This is a genomic window from uncultured Cedecea sp., from assembly GCF_947498825.1.
Classification (GTDB): domain Bacteria; phylum Pseudomonadota; class Gammaproteobacteria; order Enterobacterales; family Enterobacteriaceae; genus JGM124.
Map to the genome: position 1 here is coordinate 1 of NZ_CANMLV010000010.1, position 17,159 is coordinate 17,159.

Here is a 17,159-nt window from a genome sequence, read left to right on the forward strand (position 1 = left end):
ATTGAATGTAAAAGTCAATGACGGGTTGGATAGAAGGTCAAAAGCACGCCTTATATCCTCGCCCTAGAAGAACGAGGCTTTACGGCGCTTCCTGATAAAGACGGTATGATCATCGGGTTTCGCATCTCTTATATCAATTTGTTGTCAGATGTCATCAATGTTGCCCATTTTGATTTCGGCAGTGATACCTTGGTGCTGGAAGAAAATGCTCGCCTGTTGTACCAAAGTGCTCCCTATCGCGCACTGGATAAACAGCAACTGCTGGATAAACAAAACTTGCCCTATCCGCTCTCTGCCTGGCAGGTGAGTTATTATGGGCAGCCGGAAACGTCAGTCACCATATACCTTTGGGGAGGCGTTTTTATCCTGTTATTGCTGACTGTCACGGGATTGATCATTTTCCGGCTCTACCGTGAATATACTCAGGCAGACAGGCTGGTTCGCCAGCAGGTTAATTTTGTCAGCCAGGTATCCCATGAATTAAAAACACCTCTGACCAATATCACGCTCTATGCTGAGCTGTTAAAAGAGGAGCTGGCCGATGATGAATATATTGAATCGCTACGTTATTTGGATGTGATTACCGGAGAAAGTCAGCGTTTATCACGTCTTATTCAAAATATTCTGACCTTCACACGTGAACCTAAGTTGCACTTCCAACAGGTCGACGTCAATGCGGTAGTCACTCAGGTTGCCCATACTTTCATGCCTTCGTTGCATACTGAAGGAATAACAGTCTCACTGACACTCAGTGAAAATGCTGTCATACAGAGTGATATTGACAGGCTAATGCAAATTATCGGTAACTTCCTGAGTAATGCCGAAAAGTATGCCGGTGAAGCAAAAAAAATAGACTTACAGACCGTCACCGATGCGCAATATATCGATATCAGAGTGCGGGATTATGGCCCTGGTATTAGCGAAAAAGAGATTGGCATGATTTTCACCCCTTTCTACCGGGTCAAATCAAGTCTTACCGAAGGAGTCACGGGTACCGGTATTGGTCTGGCTATTGCTCAGCAATTAGCACAGAGCCTGGGAGGGATGATTCTGGTCACTCCACAATCACCCGGCGTATGTTTCACACTACGTCTGCTGCGTGATAGGTCTGAACAAAATCATAACCCGGGTAACCCGCTTGTACAAATTACAGGAAAGTCATGATGAAAATTCTGATCGTTGAAGACGATATCCATATTCGTCAAGGATTAGTGGAAGCGTTGTCACGTGAAGGATACCAGTTGATTGCGGCGGAAAATGGCAAAGTGGCCTTAGATAAGTATCGACAGGAGGCACCTGACTTTATCATTCTCGATATCATGATGCCTGAGCTGGATGGCTACAGCGTATGTCGTGAGATCCGTAAACTGGATGAACAGATCCCTATCGTTTTTTTATCGGCTAAGGATGAAGAGATCGATCGCGTTGTAGGACTGGAGCTGGGCGCAGATGATTATATCAGTAAACCCTTTGGTATCCATGAGATCAGAGCCAGGATCAAAACGATCGCACGACGTTGCCTGCACAGCAGGACAGCACAACCAGAGATCAGTTTTTATTTTGGTGATTTGACCGTTTATCCTAATCAATTGTGCGCGCTGCGCCAGAGTGAACGACTTGAACTTTCATTGCGTGAAATGAAAATTCTGGAGTGTCTTCATCTGCATAAAAATTGTGTTGTTACTCGAGAAATGCTATTTGATGCTGCCTGGGGCTATGACTATCTACCCAACAGCCGCACGTTAGATCAGCATATATCCAAGCTACGTAAAACGATTGAGCCTGACCCAAATAATCCACAATTGATCCGCACCGTACATGGCATGGGTTATCTCTATCATACTGAATAATAAAGAAATTAAATGATTACACTATTCTCTGCATTCTTGCAGCGATCATTAGCGTTCGGATATTCAGAGAGATGCTGGCATCCCTCTGAATATTGAGCCATGACTTATACAGAAAGCTCAGGCATGGTGTACATCAGTGCTACGGGATTGTGGCACATTCATCCCTCTCTGTTACGGGATCCACCGAAACGCTCGGTTCCTTTTTTCGGATATGATGAGTTCTGTCGATGAATTCATCAGTAATGGCATCGTGATAGCGCGATGGCCAGATAACCCAAGGTTTGATCCCCAAAACATCTGCAATAATCAGTTCACCTTTAGGCCACGGACGCGTTAGCGTGTTTGCCAGTGTTGATGAACTTAGCCCCGCCTTCCGTGACTCAGCGGCCAGTGATGTACCTTTTTTTCTCAAGCCGGCGACGATATCTGCCGGATGCCAATCCGTATGTTGACTTTTCATAACTTCTCCCTGTGAGTATCACTACCTATTGTTACCGAATAACAATGGCTGTCAGGGATAGTTATATCATGAAAACATCCAAATGCTTTTTGTAAATATATGGAACGATTAAATATGTGTCATCTCGCGCAACTTACTATGTAATAAATGAAAGTAAAGCACAAAGATAAGATATTCAGGGGCGTTCTTTATGTTATTGGAAACTTTAACGCGCCGTGGAAGACACGTTAAATAAGCTTGTTAGTGGTCGCGTTGTACAGACATATGTGCCAGCGCAATAAGTGCTTCGCGGTATGGCGAGTCCGGAATAGCACTAAGTGCTGAGATAGCCTTATCAGCCTCTTCTTCGGCACGCTGACGCGTCCATTCCAGCGATCCACAAGCTTTCATCGTCTCCAGAACAGACTCAAGCAGATGACGGCCGTTACCTTGCTCAATAGCTTCACGAATCATTCTGGATTGCTCAGGCGTACCATGGCGCATGGCATGGAGCAAAGGAAGCGTTGGTTTACCCTCATTGAGGTCATCGCCGACACTTTTGCCTAATGTCTGGTTATCGGCACTGTAATCCAGTAAATCATCAATTAACTGGAAAGCGGTACCAAGATAGCGACCGTAATCCCGAAGGGCGGTTTCCTGTGCTTCACTGGCTCCGGCAAGAATGCCTGAACACTGTGCCGCAGCTTCGAATAATCTGGCTGTCTTACTGTAAATGACCCGCATATAACTCTCTTCTGTAATATTCGGATCATTGCAGTTCATCAGCTGCAAAACTTCACCTTCAGCAATCACATTTACCGCTTCAGACATCACTTCCAGAACTTTGAGTGATCCTAATTGCGTCATCATCTGAAAGGCTCGGGTGTAGATAAAATCGCCTACCAGAACGCTGGCGGCATTGCCAAATGCGGCATTTGCCGTTGCTTTTCCGCGCCGCATATCGGATTCGTCAACGACATCATCGTGTAACAAAGTTGCTGTGTGGATAAATTCGATCAGTGCTGCAATGTTGATATGCGCTGTACCTTCATATCCTAATGCCCGGGCTGCTATAACGGCTATCATCGGGCGAATACGCTTACCGCCGCCACTGACGATGTAGTAGCCGAGCTGATTAATCAGCTGAACATCAGAATTTAATTGCTCAAGGATTGCCGCATTTACGCCCGCCATATCTTGCGCGGCTAATTCATTAATTTTTTCTAGTTTCATCGCAAAAATCTGGTTTTTGTCCTATTTCTGCCGTAATTCTACGGCTTAGCAGGAGGGTGTCGGTGAGATACTGTAGTACAGATTGTACTAAAAATACGAGACAGATAAATGGGGTGGCACAGATTGTACTTTTTTTCTTTGTGGAATAAACAATCGTACTTGTCAAAGCGTCGCGTTTTGCGTAATATTCGCGCCCTATTGTGAATATTTATAGCGCAGCCTGAATTCAATGTAAGGCGAGTGCGGAAAGCGGAGTTTTATATGTACGCGGTTTTCCAAAGTGGTGGTAAACAACACCGAGTAAGCGAAGGTCAGACCGTTCGCCTGGAAAAGCTAGACATCGCAACTGGCGAAGCAGTTGAGTTCGCAGAAGTTCTGATGATCGTAAACGGTGAAGAAGTCAAAATCGGCGTTCCTTTCGTTGATGGCGGCGTAATCAAAGCTGAAGTTGTTGCTCACGGTCGTGGCGAGAAAATTAAAATTGTTAAGTTTCGTCGTCGTAAACACTACCGTAAACAACAGGGCCATCGTCAGTGGTTCACTGATGTTAAAATTACTGGCATCAGCGCTTAATACAGAGGAGCAGATTAAATGGCACATAAAAAGGCTGGCGGCTCAACTCGTAACGGTCGCGATTCCGAAGCTAAACGTCTGGGCGTAAAACGTTTCGGCGGTGAGGCAGTATTAGCAGGCAGCATCATTGTTCGTCAACGTGGTACTAAATTCCACGCGGGCACCAATGTAGGTTGTGGTCGTGACCACACTCTGTTTGCACTGTCTGACGGTAAAGTTAAGTTTGAAGTTAAAGGCCCGAACAACCGTAAATATATCAGCATCGTTGCTGAATAAGTTTTTCGCGTCCTGATAACGGATGTAAGCCCCGCAAAATATTGCGGGGCTTTTTACATTCTGCATCCGAAAAATCATAGGTATCAAACGAGCATGAAGCAGCAGGCTGGAATCGGCATTGTTTTAGCGATAATCACGGCAATGTGCTGGGGGAGTTTACCGATTGCAATGAAACAAGTGCTTCCGGTAATGGAACCCTTAACCGTAGTTTTTTATCGTTTCTCAATGGCGAGTATTGGTTTAGGCATTATTCTCGCATTTCGTAAAAAACTGCCTCCGGTGCGTATCTTTCGTAAGCCCCGTTGGTTAGCTATGTTAGCGATTGCGACCGCTGGATTGCTTGGTAACTTTTTATTTTTTAGCTCCTCACTGCAATATCTCAGCCCAACCGCTTCTCAGGTTATTGGTCAGCTATCTCCAGTTGGAATGATGGTTGCCAGCGTCGTGGTTCTGAAGGAAAGAATGCGTGGCACACAGATCGTTGGTGCCATTATGTTGTTGTGCGGGCTGATTATGTTTTTTAATAACAGTCTAATCGAAATTTTTACCAGGATGACTGATTATACCTTGGGTGTGATTTTCGGTGTTCTGGCAGCAATGGTGTGGGTGAGTTACGGGGTCGCGCAAAAAGTGTTATTGCGTCGGTTAGCCTCACAACAAATCCTCCTTTTGTTGTATATTTTATGTGCGGTAGCATTGTTACCGATAGCGAAGCTGGATACCCTGTTCTTACTGAACAACTGGCAGCTTGCATGTTTATTCTTTTGTGGTTTGAATACCATTGTAGGTTATGGTGCACTGGCGGAAGCCATGGCACGCTGGCAGGCATCTCAGGTTAGTGCCCTGATTACACTAACCCCTCTGTTTACACTGCTCTTTTCAGACCTGTTATCCCAGGCCTGGCCCGACTATTTCGCCATGCCTCAGCTCAACCTTTTAGGTTATGTCGGAGCGTTTGTCGTCGTGACTGGTGCGATGTATTCCGCGATTGGTCATCGCCTTTGGGGACGCCGGCCATCAGCCGATGTCGTCACCCCTGGACAACGTTCAGACGAATGATTTACGGAGAAGTAAAATGAAGTTTGTTGATGAAGCAACTATCCTGGTGGTAGCAGGTGATGGCGGTAATGGTTGCGTAAGCTTCCGTCGTGAAAAATATATCCCGAGGGGCGGACCGGATGGCGGTGATGGTGGTGATGGTGGTGATGTCTGGCTTGAGGCTGATGAAAACCTGAACACCCTGATTGACTACCGTTTTGAGAAGTCATTCCGCGCTGAACGTGGTCAAAATGGTCAGAGTCGTGACTGTACCGGTAAGCGCGGTAAAGATGTCACGGTAAAAGTTCCTGTTGGTACGCGAATTATCGATCAGGGTACTGGCGAAACCATGGGTGATATGACGCTACATGGTCAGAAACTGATGGTAGGTAAGGGCGGCTGGCACGGGCTGGGAAATGCGCGTTTTAAGTCATCAGTAAACCGTTCGCCACGTCAAAAAACCATGGGAACACCGGGTGAGCAGCGCGAGCTTCAGCTTGAGCTGATGCTGTTAGCCGATGTCGGTATGCTGGGTATGCCAAATGCCGGTAAATCGACATTTATCCGTTCAGTTTCTGCGGCTAAACCCAAAGTCGCGGATTATCCATTTACCACGCTAATCCCTTCACTGGGCGTCGTCCGTATGGATAACGAAAAAAGTTTCGTGGTTGCGGATATTCCAGGTCTGATTGAAGGGGCAGCCGATGGTGCGGGACTGGGCATCCGTTTCCTTAAGCACCTTGAACGCTGCCGGGTTTTACTGCACTTGATTGATATCGATCCTATCGATGGTTCAGATCCGGTAAACAATGCGCGGATAATCGTTGGTGAGTTAGAAAAATACAGCGCTGACTTAGCTTCGAAACCACGCTGGTTAGTGTTCAATAAAATTGATTTGATGGATAAAGCAGAAGCCGAAGAAAAAGCGAAAGCGATTGCTGAAGCCTTAGGATGGGATGAAAAATACTATCTGATTTCTGCGGCAAGCCAGGTTGGCGTTAAAGATCTGTGCTGGGATATCATGAGTTTTATTATCGCTAACCCTATTGTTATCGCTGATGCTAGCAAGCAGCCAGAGAAAGTCGAGTTTATGTGGGATGATTATCATCGCCAGCAGCTCGATGAAATGGAAGCTGAATCAGAAGATGACTGGGATGATGACTGGGATGAAGAAGACGACGAAGGCGTCGAAATCATCTATCAGAAGTAGGGCAGGTAATCTGACAGGCCGAATTTATTCGGCCTGTTTTATTCTCTCTGGTGAGGGAGCCAGCAACTGGCCAGTAACCCGCCATTTTCAGAGCTATTATCCAGCGTCAGATAGCCATGGTGTAAATGCACTATTCGGTGGACGATACTTAACCCCAGTCCGCAGCCACTGTAGCGCCTGTCGAGACGTTCAAAGGGCTTTGTCAGATGTTGTCGATACTGCTCAGCAATGCCAGGTCCCTGATCGCAGACTGTCAGTACGATACCGTCCTCCTGTTCAACCAGTAATAGCTGAATAACGCTCTTCTCCGGCCCGTAACGGCATGCATTCTCTAACAGGTTACGTAGCATTAGCCGTAACAAGATAGCGTCTCCCTGTGTGTTACAGGTGGTTTTATCAGGCCAGACGATTCGTTGCTGACGTTGCATTGCCAGTTCGTCTATCTCCATCTGCAATGGCGCGATAATATCGTCTGTCCAGTTCAGCGTCTGATAATGCCCACTTGCCAGTGCATGTCCCGCTCTTGCCAGCATCAGCAGTTGTTCAATGGTGTGCATCAGTTGATCGGTACGCTGTAGCAATACTGGTGCCTGTGGAACACCATTATTTGCCATCAACTCCAGATGCAGTTTGAGACCTGCAAGCGGGGTACGCAATTCATGGGCAGCATCAGCAGTAAACTGACGCTCTTGCTGCAATCTGTTATCCAGCCTGGCAAGTAACTGGTTAAGCACCGTTGTTATCGCAACTACCTCTCCGATACTGGAAGATACAGGCATAGGGGAAAGATCATTCGGGGAACGATGGGACAAGCTGGTACGCAGTTTTTCCAGCGGGCGTGTTATCCAGGTTATCGCCCAGAATGAAAAAAACAAAATACAGCCGATCATGACTATCGAAGGAATAAGTAATGCGGCAATAGCTTCGTGGATTTCATTTTCTATCTGCGCATTATTGACCGTACCGGATACAGCCTTTTGCACTAAAAAAGCAATTTGTTCCCGACTTTCATGCCATAGCCACCAGACGCTGGCAGTTTGAAAAAAAAGGGAGATAAACGCCAGGATAATAATCAGTCGCCAGCGCATGCTGTTCACGCGATGCTTTCCAGACGATAACCAATACCCCTGATGGTTTTGATTCTTCCCTTACCTAATTTTCGCCGCAGGTTATGAATGTGGACTTCAAGGGTATTGGAGCCAGGATCGTCCTGCCAGCTATAAATATCTTGTTGCAGGGTTTCACGGTGGACTGTTTGCCCCAGACGCATCATCAGACGAGTGAGAATTGAAAACTCTTTCGGCGTAATATCGACGGATTGGTTATCCAGCACCACTTGTTGCGTCTGGAGATTCAGCGTTAAGCCATTATCTTGTAGCAGATTATCACTATGTCCCTGATGACGGCGTATTAAGGCTCTGGCGCGAGCCTGGAGCTCAACCAGCGCAAAAGGCTTCGTCAGATAATCATCGGCACCGGAGTCCAGTACACTGACTCTGTCCTCCAGCGTATCGCGGGCTGTCAGTATCAGTACTGGGCTTTTAATACCGCGTTGACGCCAGTGACGAAGCAATGTCGCACCATCCTGGTCGGGTAAACCAAGATCGAGGATAATCAGACTGTATTCAGCACAACGAACATACTGGTCTGCCTGTGATGGTGTTGCTGCAATATCAAGAACATAACCGCCTTGGTTGAAGGCCAGCGTCAGTCCTTCCTGTAATAACACATCATCTTCGACAATCAATAATTTCATGATCAGTTATTCTGATAAATATCTTTATATAGTCGACTTTCAAAACGAACCAGAGGGATCCTACGGTTACGTTGATCGGCAGGTTCAACTGCATAGCCGGACAAATATTGTACAAAGGCCATCTGTTTACCACTCGCAGTGGTGATAAAACCTGCCATATTATAGACCCCTTGTAATGAGCCGGTTTTTGCTGAAACCTTACCATTAACACCCGCCTGGTCCAGACCCGCACGATACTGTAATGAACCATCGTATCCTGCTAATGGGAGCATCGAAATAATGTTCAGCTCACTGTCATTTTGTGCAATATATTGAAGGACCTGCATCATCACTGCTGGAGAGATCAGGTTATGACGCGAAAGCCCTGAGCCATCGACTACGATACTATTACCTAAATCTACGCCTGCTTTTTGCCGTAACAACTGACGTACAGCATCAGCTCCTGCGCGCCAGGTTCCGGGTACGCCAAAACGCTGATGACCGATAGTACGGAATACGGTATCTGCAATCATGTTATCTGATTTTTTTAACATGGTTTTCAACAGCGTCGTTAATGGTGGGGATTGCTTACTGGCAATCACAGTGCCTGGCTCATTCGGTTGTGTCTGACGCAGAATGGTTCCGCTGTAGCGAATACCTGCTTGTTCCAGTTCTTTCTTAACAATAGCCCCCGCGTAGCCCGCACCATCCTGGATGGCAAACGCAAGGGGTAAAGGTTCTTCCCTTTGTGGCATGCAGCCCGTCAGCGTATAGCGATTTAAGTCACCGGTTACCACATCCAGCTCACAATACTGGGCTTCCGATGAGCCTCTGGCCAATGTTTTAACCTGACTTGCTACAATGACGGGATAATAAGAGGCGATACGAACATGTGCCAGATCATTGGCCTTAGGCGCGCTGGATAACGAAACCGAGAAACAGTTACGATCGATAATGGCAGCAGAAGGGGGAGCACTGAAACACTGGGTCATATCATTCCATGGCCAGCCGGGGCCTTTATCATGGCTGGCGAAGACGGAAGTATCTATCAGCAGGTTGCCCTTAATTTGCTCTACACCGGCCTTTTTTAAGGCGGTGACCATATTACGGATATCCTGACGTCTGAGCGTAGGATCGCCGCTGAAACGTACCGTCAGGTCTCCTTCCAGGATATTATTTTGAATTGGCGCTTTACTCTCAAGTGTTGTGGTGAAGCGAAAATCGGGTCCTAGCTGCAAAAGAGCAGCAAGCGCCGTAATCACTTTTTGGGTACTTGCTGGTAACGCCATTTGCTGGCCGTGATAGTCAATCGTGGGGGAGGAGTCTCCCACTTTTTGTACCATCAACGCCAGATTTGCCCCCGCAGGTAGCTGCGACAGATATTCTTCCACATTTGCCGCTTGCACATTTAGCGTAAAAATAGAAGCCAACCCAATGATAAATCTAGAAAATCGCATAGTATCGCGGTAATGTCCTGTAAACATGGTCTTCATACTACGGTGCATCGTAGTGCAAAGTAAACGATGACCCTCAGTGAACTCCAGGGTAAAATAGCGGATAATTTGAAATATTCTGCTTGGTTTGGGGTATCACTCCGAACCATTTTGTTTCATTTGTTGGCAGGGATGTGCTTATAAACTCAGGATATACTCTTGGCTTATTAGCCCGCTGACTGTGCCACACAGAACTGATTATAAGAGGTATAAATAATGCAACCAATTCCGATGACTTTACGTGGTGCTGAGAAATTACGTGAAGAGCTCGATTTCCTGAAGTCCGTACGTCGACCTGAAATTATCGCTGCTATCGCTGATGCGCGTGAACATGGTGATTTAAAGGAAAATGCTGAATATCACGCGGCGCGTGAGCAGCAAGGTTTCTGTGAAGGGCGTATTCAAGATATTGAAGCGAAACTTTCTAATGCCCAAGTGATAGACATCACGAAAATGCCTAATAACGGTCGCGTTATTTTTGGGGCTACGGTAACAGTATTAAACTTGGACAGCGAAGAAGAGCTGACATACCGTATTGTGGGTGACGATGAGGCTGATTTTAAACAGAATCTTATTTCTGTAAACTCACCGATTGCGCGTGGCCTGGTCGCAAAAGAGTGCGACGATGTTGTAGTTATTCGCACGCCGGGTGGTGATGTTGAGTTTGAAATTCTAAAAGTTGAATATTTATAATTTCAACTATGCTTACTCAATGGCTTGCGTATTGTAAAGATAAGAAAAAGGCCGCTATGCGGCCTTTAATCAACGAGCAGAGCGTGGCATTTTGCTCACGTCTCTATTTCGGCAGAGAAACTTTTCTTTCTTTAGTCGGACGATAAAGAACGAGTGTTTTTCCGATAACCTGGACATTACAGGCTTTGGTTTCGCGCACGATAGCATCAACTATCAGGGTTTTAGTTTCACGATCTTCGGTTGCAACTTTCACCTTGATTAACTCGTGATGGTCAAGCGCTTGTTCTATCTCGGCCAGTACCCCTTCGGTCAAACCATTATTGCCAAGCATAACGACCGGCTTGAGTGGATGAGCGAGACCTTTAAGGTGCTGTTTTTGTTTAGTACTAAGATTCATCGTATATTTTTGCTTACGTTGGGATTGAAAACGGTTCATTCTACCGCCATCTCCAGTGTATAGCCAAATCGGCTGTGATTATATGCACAGCCTGCACTCACGATGAGCAACGTTGGATAATGAGATGACAGGTAAAAAGCGTTCTGCCAGTTCCAGTCGCTGGCTGCAGGAACACTTTAGCGATAAATATGTACTTCAGGCACAGAAAAAGGGACTACGTTCCCGTGCTTGGTTTAAACTTGATGAAATACAACAAAGTGACAAACTTTTTAAGCCAGGAATGACTATTGTTGATCTTGGTGCTGCTCCTGGTGGATGGTCACAGTATGTTGTGACTGAGATTGGGAGTAAGGGAAGAATTATCGCTTGTGATCTGTTACCTATGGATCCTATTGTTGGGGTAGACTTCCTTCAAGGTGATTTTCGTGATGAGCTAGTAGTTAAGGCTCTGTTGGAACGTGTTGGTGAGAGTAAAGTTCAGGTTGTCATGTCCGATATGGCACCGAATATGAGTGGGACGCCAGCTGTTGACATCCCCCGCTCAATGTATCTGGTAGAGCTGGCGCTGGAAATGTGCCGTGATGTTCTGGCTCCGGGTGGTAGTTTTGTAGTGAAAGTGTTTCAAGGCGAAGGATTCGATGAATACCTGCGAGAAATTCGCTCCTTGTTTACGAAAGTTAAAGTGCGTAAACCGGACTCTTCTCGTGCCCGCTCACGTGAAGTGTACATTGTAGCGACCGGGCGTAAAGTATAGTACCCTGACGCTGTTTGTTAACACAGTTGTAATGTGAGGTTAATCCCTTGAGTGACATGGCGAAAAACCTAATACTCTGGCTAGTCATTGCCGTCGTGCTAATGTCAGTTTTTCAGAGCTTTGGGCCCAGCGAGTCGAATAGCCGTAGAGTGGACTATTCCACTTTCTTGTCTGAAGTAAATCAGGATCAGGTTCGTGAAGTTCGTATCAACGGGCGTGAAATCAACGTTACTTTGAAAGACAGTAACCGATACACGACATACATTCCCGTTAATGACCCTAAACTGCTTGATAATCTGTTGACTAAACAGGTGAAAGTGGTTGGTGAACCACCTGAAGAGCCTAGCTTACTGGCTTCTATCTTCATATCATGGTTCCCGATGCTATTGCTGATAGGGGTTTGGATTTTCTTTATGCGTCAAATGCAGGGCGGTGGCGGCAAAGGTGCCATGTCGTTCGGTAAGAGCAAGGCGCGTATGCTGACAGAAGACCAAATCAAAACAACCTTTGCGGATGTCGCAGGTTGTGATGAAGCAAAAGATGACGTTGTTGAACTGGTCGAATACCTGCGCGAACCGAGCCGTTTCCAGAAACTGGGCGGTAAGATTCCTAAAGGTGTGCTGATGGTGGGCCCACCGGGTACCGGTAAAACATTGCTGGCTAAAGCCATCGCTGGCGAAGCAAAAGTTCCGTTCTTTACGATTTCTGGTTCTGACTTTGTTGAAATGTTCGTTGGTGTTGGTGCATCGCGCGTTCGTGACATGTTTGAACAGGCGAAAAAAGCGGCACCTTGCATTATCTTTATCGATGAAATCGATGCCGTGGGTCGTCAACGTGGCGCCGGTTTAGGTGGTGGTCACGATGAGCGTGAGCAGACCCTGAACCAGATGCTGGTTGAGATGGACGGCTTCGAAGGCAACGAAGGGATCATCGTGATTGCGGCAACTAACCGCCCTGATGTTCTGGATCCAGCATTACTACGTCCAGGCCGTTTTGACCGTCAGGTTGTGGTTGGTTTACCAGATGTTCGTGGCCGTGAGCAGATTCTGAAAGTGCATATGCGTCGTGTGCCTCTGGCAACTGATATCGATGCGGCAATTATTGCACGTGGTACCCCAGGTTTCTCAGGTGCTGACTTGGCTAACCTGGTTAACGAAGCGGCGCTGTTTGCTGCCCGTACCAACAAGCGTGTCGTATCGATGGTTGAGTTTGAAAAAGCGAAAGACAAAATCATGATGGGAGCAGAACGTCGCTCTCTGGTGATGACGGAAGCGCAAAAAGAATCAACTGCGTATCACGAAGCAGGACATGCCATTATTGGTCGTCTGGTTCCTGAGCACGATCCGGTTCATAAAGTGACCATCATTCCACGTGGTCGTGCACTGGGTGTGACCTTCTTCCTGCCTGTCGGTGATGCGATTAGCGCCAGCCGTCAGAAACTGGAAAGCCAGATCTCGACACTTTATGGTGGTCGTCTGGCAGAAGAGATCATCTACGGTGTAGAAAAAGTGTCTACTGGTGCGTCTAACGATATTAAAGTTGCGACTAACCTGGCGCGTAACATGGTCACCCAATGGGGCTTCTCCGATAAACTGGGTCCACTGCTGTATGCAGAGGAAGAAGGTGAGGTATTCCTGGGGCGTTCAGTTGCCAAAGCCAAGCATATGTCTGATGAGACTGCGCGTATCATCGACCAGGAAGTAAAAGCCCTGATTGAGCGCAACTATGCTCGTGCTCGCCGTCTGTTGGACGAAAATATGGACATCCTTCATGCAATGAAAGACGCATTGATGAAGTATGAAACTATTGATGCTCCGCAGATTGATGACTTGATGGCTCGTCGTGAAGTGCGTACGCCTGCAGGCTGGGATGATGATTCTAAGTCTAAAGGTAACTCTGGCAACAATGCTACGCCAAGCGCTGTGAGCCCGGCTGATGCGTCAGATACCTCTGGCTCAGAAAAAACGCCTGAGTAACTGTTAGCGAGTCTGACAAGATGTTTTTATTATAAAAACCCGGGGTAACTCCCGGGTTTTTTATTTTCTGAAAATCATTAATTCAACGCGTTATCCCTGTACCATCACAGCCGGATTCAGGGCTGAAGTCTGCCAAATGACCTAAGTGCGGCGACGGAAGTGTAAAAGCGGTGTAACATCTGCTCTATCCCTGGATCAAAAACTGATAGCATAATTCGCCTTAGTCACTTATCAGGCTAGAGACGGGGGGAGTATCAATCTCCTTGTGTTTCCGGCTCATGCTATAAAATATGGACAAAAATCACATGCTATTACGCGCACAGGGCGCCACGCTTGATATGAACCATCCCCATGTGATGGGGATACTCAACGTGACGCCGGACTCTTTTTCCGATGGTGGTAAACACAACGCATTAATTGATGCGCTAAAACATGCCAATGCCATGATTAACGCCGGAGCAACCATTATTGATGTTGGCGGCGAGTCGACGCGCCCCGGTGCTGCACAAGTCAGCCTCGATGAAGAACTGTCCCGCGTTATTCCTGTTGTTGAGGCACTGGCGCAGCGATTTGAAGTTTGGATTTCGGTGGACACTTCCCAGGGGGAAGTGATGAAGGAGTCGGCCAGAGTTGGCGCTCATCTGATCAATGATATTCGTTCATTGCAGCTACCAGGAGCCTTGCAAGCCGCAGCTGAAACGGGATTACCCGTCTGCCTGATGCATATGCAAGGCGAGCCAGGAACCATGCAGCAAGCTCCCCATTACGATGATATTTTTGCTGATGTGCATAATTTTTTTGTTGAGAATATTGCGCGTTGTGAAGCTGCAGGTATTACAAAAGATAAATTGTTACTCGACCCGGGCTTTGGTTTCGGTAAGAATCTCACCCATAATTACCAGCTACTGGCTCGCCTTTGGGAATTTCATCGCTATGATCTGCCCTTACTGGTCGGTATGTCGCGTAAATCGATGGTTGGCCAGTTATTGAATGTCGGTCCTGAACACCGTTTGAGTGGCAGTCTGGCTTGCGCAGTTATTGCTGCAATGCAAGGAGCGCATATTATACGTGTTCATGATGTCAAAGAGACTGTAGACGCAATCCGTGTGGTTGAAGCCACCCTTTCAGCGAAGGAAAATAGTCGTTATGAGTAGCCGTAAATATTTTGGTACTGATGGTATTCGTGGCCGTGTAGGTGAAGCGCCGATCACGCCTGATTTTATGTTGAAACTGGGATGGGCAGCAGGAAAAGTTCTCGCTCGTCATGGTTCACGTAAAATAATTATTGGTAAAGATACACGTATTTCCGGTTATATGCTGGAGTCTGCGCTGGAAGCGGGGCTTGCTGCCGCAGGCTTATCTGCGTCTTTTACCGGACCCATGCCAACTCCGGCAGTCGCTTATTTAACGCGTGCCTTCCGTGCTGAGGCCGGGATTGTTATTTCAGCCTCTCATAACCCTTTCTACGATAACGGCATCAAATTTTTCTCCATTGATGGCACCAAACTGCCTGATGCAGTTGAAGAAGCTATTGAAGCGGAAATGGAAAAAGAACTGACCTGTGTCGATTCTACTCAGCTGGGTAAAGCGAGCCGTATCGTTGATGCTGCCGGACGTTATATTGAATTCTGTAAAGGTACCTTCCCGAATGAGCTCAGTCTGAACGAGCTGAAAGTGGTGGTTGACTGCGCTAACGGCGCAACTTATCACATTGCGCCTAATGTGCTGCGCGAGCTGGGGGCTAATGTTATTGCCGTTGGCTGCGAACCAAATGGTTTGAACATTAACGAAAAATGCGGTGCCACCGATGTCGAAATGCTTCAGGCCCGCGTTCTGGCTGAAAAAGCGGATCTGGGTATCGCACTGGATGGTGATGGCGACCGTATCATCATGGTTGATGAACAAGGTAACAAAGTCGATGGCGATCAAATTCTGTATATTATCGCCCGTGAAGCGCTGCGCCAGGGGCAGTTACGCGGTGGTGTTGTCGGGACTCTGATGAGTAATATGGGTCTTGAAGTTGCCTTAAAAGAGCTGGGTATTCCGTTTGCCCGTGCCAAAGTAGGTGACCGTTACGTACTGGAAAAACTGCAAGAGAAAGGCTGGCGTATTGGTGCTGAAAACTCCGGGCATGTCATTCTGCTGGACAGCACGACGACAGGTGACGGTATTGTCGCCGGTTTGCAAGTGCTCACTGCTATGATGCGTAACAACATGAGTCTGGGTGATTTATGTAGTGGCATGAAACTTTTCCCACAGGTTTTAGTGAATGTCCGCTTTGCAGCAGGCTCTAGCGATCCGCTAGAAAATGCAGAAGTGAAACGTGTTACTGAGGAAGTTGAACAGAAACTCGGCCGTCGTGGACGGGTGCTGTTACGTAAATCAGGTACCGAGCCTTTAATCCGCGTTATGGTTGAAGGTGAAGATGAAGCTCAGGTCACGGAATTTGCTCATCGTATCGCAGATGCGGTAAAAGCCGTCTGAGTGTCATTATTATGAAAAACCGGTCATTATTTATACCGGTTTAACTGACCAAAGTCAGTGATTTGGTGTTTTTTTCCGCAGTCAGTGCAATGTTAATAAATTGCCCTTGCGCAGCACTATGACTTTGGTTAGTATTCTCACCCGCTTCACCGGGTAATGAAAAAAGTATCCGCTTTACTGATTTGAAGCAATTTGCGCGCGGTAAACCCGCAAGGAACAGGTTGATTATGTACGAAGCTCTTTTGGTTATCTTCCTTATTGTGGCATTAGGTCTTGTAGGCCTGATCATGTTGCAGCAGGGTAAAGGCGCTGATATGGGAGCCTCTTTTGGAGCAGGCGCTTCCGCTACTTTATTTGGTTCGAACGGTTCAGGCAACTTTATGACCCGTATGACCGGTATTTTAGGGACGTTGTTCTTCATTCTCAGTCTGGTTCTCGGTAATCTGAGCGCTAACAAATCAGGAACAGGAAGTGAGTGGGATAATCTGAGTCAGCCAGCGCAAGCTGAGCAGTCTGCACCTGCGGCGCCTACTACGCCAAGCAGTGATATCCCGCAGTAATAAATACGATAAAAAAACATTATTGTATTTACAGAGTGCCGTGGTGGTGGAATTGGTAGACACGCTACCTTGAGGTGGTAGTGCCCGATTGGGCTTACGGGTTCAAGTCCCGTCCTCGGTACCAACAAGTCTTAGCATCTCTTGCTTTTATAGCAATACTGGCGTAGTATTTGCCACGTTTCGGACGCGGGGTGGAGCAGCTTGGTAGCTCGTCGGGCTCATAACCCGAAGGTCGTCGGTTCAAATCCGGCCCCCGCAACCACTTTCCCTGAGAATTATTTTTCAAATATCCTGTGAACATCTTTGATGCATTCGCGAAGAATTTAGAAAAAAGTTCTCCTGGACGGTGTCCGGGCCGCCTCTGGCGGTATACAGGGTTCAGTTATCTAAAGCCCCGATTTATCGGGGTTTTTTGTTATCTGATTTCAGAATAACTGGGCTTTATGCC

At 47.0% G+C, this 17,159-nt stretch carries 18 protein-coding genes and 2 tRNA genes; 14 read left to right on the forward strand and 6 right to left on the reverse strand.

Annotation, left to right across the window (positions count from 1 at the left end; all coding sequences use genetic code 11):
* The first annotated feature begins 105 nt into the window (after window positions 1-105).
* Together Q1A40_RS12130 and Q1A40_RS12135 are read left to right on the forward strand one after the other, a co-directional pair.
* A complete protein-coding gene (locus tag Q1A40_RS12130; RefSeq protein WP_300000427.1) occupies window positions 106-1,164 on the forward strand; it encodes a cell wall metabolism sensor histidine kinase WalK in 1,059 nt (352 codons plus the stop codon).
* A complete protein-coding gene (locus Q1A40_RS12135) occupies window positions 1,164-1,850 on the forward strand; it encodes a response regulator transcription factor (RefSeq protein ID WP_300000641.1) in 687 nt (228 codons plus the stop codon). The genes Q1A40_RS12130 and Q1A40_RS12135 overlap by 1 nt, the downstream gene beginning before the upstream one ends.
* Window positions 1,851-1,989: 139 nt before the next feature.
* Here Q1A40_RS12135 and sfsB read toward each other — a convergent pair whose 3' ends face one another.
* Both sfsB and ispB read right to left on the reverse strand, forming a co-directional pair.
* Window positions 1,990-2,310 (reverse strand): DNA-binding transcriptional regulator SfsB, encoded by a 321-nt coding sequence (gene sfsB, locus Q1A40_RS12140; protein ID WP_300000428.1) that lies wholly within the window; start codon window positions 2,308-2,310, stop codon window positions 1,990-1,992.
* Between the two features lie 240 nt (window positions 2,311-2,550).
* On the reverse strand, window positions 2,551-3,522 hold the full coding sequence (gene ispB / locus Q1A40_RS12145; RefSeq protein WP_300000429.1) for an octaprenyl diphosphate synthase: 972 nt from the start codon (window positions 3,520-3,522) through the stop codon (window positions 2,551-2,553).
* A 261-nt stretch (window positions 3,523-3,783) separates the two neighbouring features.
* Here ispB and rplU point away from each other — a divergent pair, with 261 nt between their 5' ends.
* The 4 genes from rplU (at window position 3,784) to cgtA (ending at window position 6,619) form a co-directional block, all read left to right on the forward strand.
* The gene (rplU, locus tag Q1A40_RS12150; RefSeq protein WP_300000431.1) at window positions 3,784-4,095 is read left to right on the forward strand and encodes a 50S ribosomal protein L21; all 312 of its coding nucleotides are present in this window, start codon (window positions 3,784-3,786) and stop codon (window positions 4,093-4,095) included.
* 18 nt (window positions 4,096-4,113) lie between these two features.
* Window positions 4,114-4,371 (forward strand): 50S ribosomal protein L27, encoded by a 258-nt coding sequence (gene rpmA / locus Q1A40_RS12155; protein ID WP_300000433.1) that lies wholly within the window; start codon window positions 4,114-4,116, stop codon window positions 4,369-4,371.
* Window positions 4,372-4,464: 93 nt separating this feature from the next.
* Window positions 4,465-5,430: a DMT family transporter gene (locus Q1A40_RS12160; RefSeq protein ID WP_300000434.1), complete on the forward strand. Its 966-nt coding sequence runs from the start codon at window positions 4,465-4,467 to the stop codon at window positions 5,428-5,430.
* 16 nt (window positions 5,431-5,446) lie between these two features.
* Window positions 5,447-6,619 carry an Obg family GTPase CgtA gene (gene cgtA, locus Q1A40_RS12165; RefSeq protein ID WP_300000436.1) on the forward strand — a complete coding sequence of 391 codons (1,173 nt, stop codon included), beginning with the start codon at window positions 5,447-5,449 and terminating at the stop codon, window positions 6,617-6,619.
* Between the two features lie 38 nt (window positions 6,620-6,657).
* On the opposite strand, the gene pmrB is transcribed toward cgtA, so the two are convergent.
* The 3 genes from pmrB to dacB are packed head-to-tail and all read right to left on the reverse strand — an operon-like array spanning window position 6,658 to window position 9,811.
* Window positions 6,658-7,716, reverse strand: coding sequence for a two-component system sensor histidine kinase PmrB (gene pmrB, locus Q1A40_RS12170; RefSeq protein ID WP_300000438.1), 1,059 nt, complete (start codon window positions 7,714-7,716; stop codon window positions 6,658-6,660).
* A complete protein-coding gene (gene pmrA, locus Q1A40_RS12175) occupies window positions 7,713-8,375 on the reverse strand; it encodes a two-component system response regulator PmrA (RefSeq protein WP_300000440.1) in 663 nt (220 codons plus the stop codon). Before pmrA ends, pmrB begins: the two co-directional genes overlap by 4 nt.
* A gap of 2 nt (window positions 8,376-8,377) precedes the next feature.
* Window positions 8,378-9,811: a serine-type D-Ala-D-Ala carboxypeptidase gene (gene dacB, locus Q1A40_RS12180; RefSeq protein ID WP_300000442.1), complete on the reverse strand. Its 1,434-nt coding sequence runs from the start codon at window positions 9,809-9,811 to the stop codon at window positions 8,378-8,380.
* 252 nt (window positions 9,812-10,063) lie between these two features.
* On the opposite strand from dacB, the gene greA reads away from it, so the two are divergent.
* On the forward strand, window positions 10,064-10,540 hold the full coding sequence (gene greA, locus Q1A40_RS12185; RefSeq protein WP_300000444.1) for a transcription elongation factor GreA: 477 nt from the start codon (window positions 10,064-10,066) through the stop codon (window positions 10,538-10,540).
* 103 nt (window positions 10,541-10,643) lie between these two features.
* Here greA and yhbY read toward each other — a convergent pair whose 3' ends face one another.
* Window positions 10,644-10,937 (reverse strand): ribosome assembly RNA-binding protein YhbY, encoded by a 294-nt coding sequence (gene yhbY / locus Q1A40_RS12190; protein WP_300000642.1) that lies wholly within the window; start codon window positions 10,935-10,937, stop codon window positions 10,644-10,646.
* Window positions 10,938-11,061: 124 nt separating this feature from the next.
* Here yhbY and rlmE point away from each other — a divergent pair, with 124 nt between their 5' ends.
* The 7 genes from rlmE to Q1A40_RS12225 all read left to right on the forward strand — a co-directional run bounded on the left by rlmE (window position 11,062) and on the right by Q1A40_RS12225 (window position 16,973).
* A complete protein-coding gene (rlmE, locus tag Q1A40_RS12195; RefSeq protein ID WP_300000446.1) occupies window positions 11,062-11,691 on the forward strand; it encodes a 23S rRNA (uridine(2552)-2'-O)-methyltransferase RlmE in 630 nt (209 codons plus the stop codon).
* A gap of 56 nt (window positions 11,692-11,747) precedes the next feature.
* On the forward strand, window positions 11,748-13,667 hold the full coding sequence (gene ftsH / locus Q1A40_RS12200; protein WP_300000447.1) for an ATP-dependent zinc metalloprotease FtsH: 1,920 nt from the start codon (window positions 11,748-11,750) through the stop codon (window positions 13,665-13,667).
* A gap of 305 nt (window positions 13,668-13,972) precedes the next feature.
* Window positions 13,973-14,821: a dihydropteroate synthase gene (gene folP / locus Q1A40_RS12205; protein ID WP_300000643.1), complete on the forward strand. Its 849-nt coding sequence runs from the start codon at window positions 13,973-13,975 to the stop codon at window positions 14,819-14,821.
* A complete protein-coding gene (gene glmM / locus Q1A40_RS12210) occupies window positions 14,814-16,151 on the forward strand; it encodes a phosphoglucosamine mutase (protein WP_300000449.1) in 1,338 nt (445 codons plus the stop codon). The genes folP and glmM overlap by 8 nt, the downstream gene beginning before the upstream one ends.
* A 227-nt stretch (window positions 16,152-16,378) precedes the next feature.
* Window positions 16,379-16,711 carry a preprotein translocase subunit SecG gene (gene secG, locus Q1A40_RS12215; RefSeq protein WP_300000451.1) on the forward strand — a complete coding sequence of 111 codons (333 nt, stop codon included), beginning with the start codon at window positions 16,379-16,381 and terminating at the stop codon, window positions 16,709-16,711.
* A gap of 37 nt (window positions 16,712-16,748) precedes the next feature.
* Window positions 16,749-16,835 (forward strand) — tRNA-Leu (locus Q1A40_RS12220).
* 61 nt (window positions 16,836-16,896) lie between these two features.
* A tRNA-Met gene (locus Q1A40_RS12225) sits at window positions 16,897-16,973 on the forward strand.
* Window positions 16,974-17,159: the final 186 nt, after the last annotated feature.

Bases quoted from the DNA above. Each gene is read 5' to 3' on its own strand.
- Q1A40_RS12130 (WP_300000427.1), top strand. From the start codon at position 106: ATGATCATCGGGTTTCGCATCTCTTATATCAATTTGTTGTCAGATGTC.
- Q1A40_RS12135 (WP_300000641.1), top strand. From the start codon at position 1,164: ATGAAAATTCTGATCGTTGAAGACGATATCCATATTCGTCAAGGATTA.
- sfsB (WP_300000428.1), bottom strand. From the start codon at position 2,310: ATGAAAAGTCAACATACGGATTGGCATCCGGCAGATATCGTCGCCGGC.
- ispB (WP_300000429.1), bottom strand. From the start codon at position 3,522: ATGAAACTAGAAAAAATTAATGAATTAGCCGCGCAAGATATGGCGGGC.
- rplU (WP_300000431.1), top strand. From the start codon at position 3,784: ATGTACGCGGTTTTCCAAAGTGGTGGTAAACAACACCGAGTAAGCGAA.
- rpmA (WP_300000433.1), top strand. From the start codon at position 4,114: ATGGCACATAAAAAGGCTGGCGGCTCAACTCGTAACGGTCGCGATTCC.
- Q1A40_RS12160 (WP_300000434.1), top strand. From the start codon at position 4,465: ATGAAGCAGCAGGCTGGAATCGGCATTGTTTTAGCGATAATCACGGCA.
- cgtA (WP_300000436.1), top strand. From the start codon at position 5,447: ATGAAGTTTGTTGATGAAGCAACTATCCTGGTGGTAGCAGGTGATGGC.
- pmrA (WP_300000440.1), bottom strand. From the start codon at position 8,375: ATGAAATTATTGATTGTCGAAGATGATGTGTTATTACAGGAAGGACTG.
- dacB (WP_300000442.1), bottom strand. From the start codon at position 9,811: ATGCGATTTTCTAGATTTATCATTGGGTTGGCTTCTATTTTTACGCTA.
- greA (WP_300000444.1), top strand. From the start codon at position 10,064: ATGCAACCAATTCCGATGACTTTACGTGGTGCTGAGAAATTACGTGAA.
- yhbY (WP_300000642.1), bottom strand. From the start codon at position 10,937: ATGAATCTTAGTACTAAACAAAAACAGCACCTTAAAGGTCTCGCTCAT.
- rlmE (WP_300000446.1), top strand. From the start codon at position 11,062: ATGACAGGTAAAAAGCGTTCTGCCAGTTCCAGTCGCTGGCTGCAGGAA.
- ftsH (WP_300000447.1), top strand. From the start codon at position 11,748: ATGGCGAAAAACCTAATACTCTGGCTAGTCATTGCCGTCGTGCTAATG.
- folP (WP_300000643.1), top strand. From the start codon at position 13,973: ATGCTATTACGCGCACAGGGCGCCACGCTTGATATGAACCATCCCCAT.
- glmM (WP_300000449.1), top strand. From the start codon at position 14,814: ATGAGTAGCCGTAAATATTTTGGTACTGATGGTATTCGTGGCCGTGTA.
- secG (WP_300000451.1), top strand. From the start codon at position 16,379: ATGTACGAAGCTCTTTTGGTTATCTTCCTTATTGTGGCATTAGGTCTT.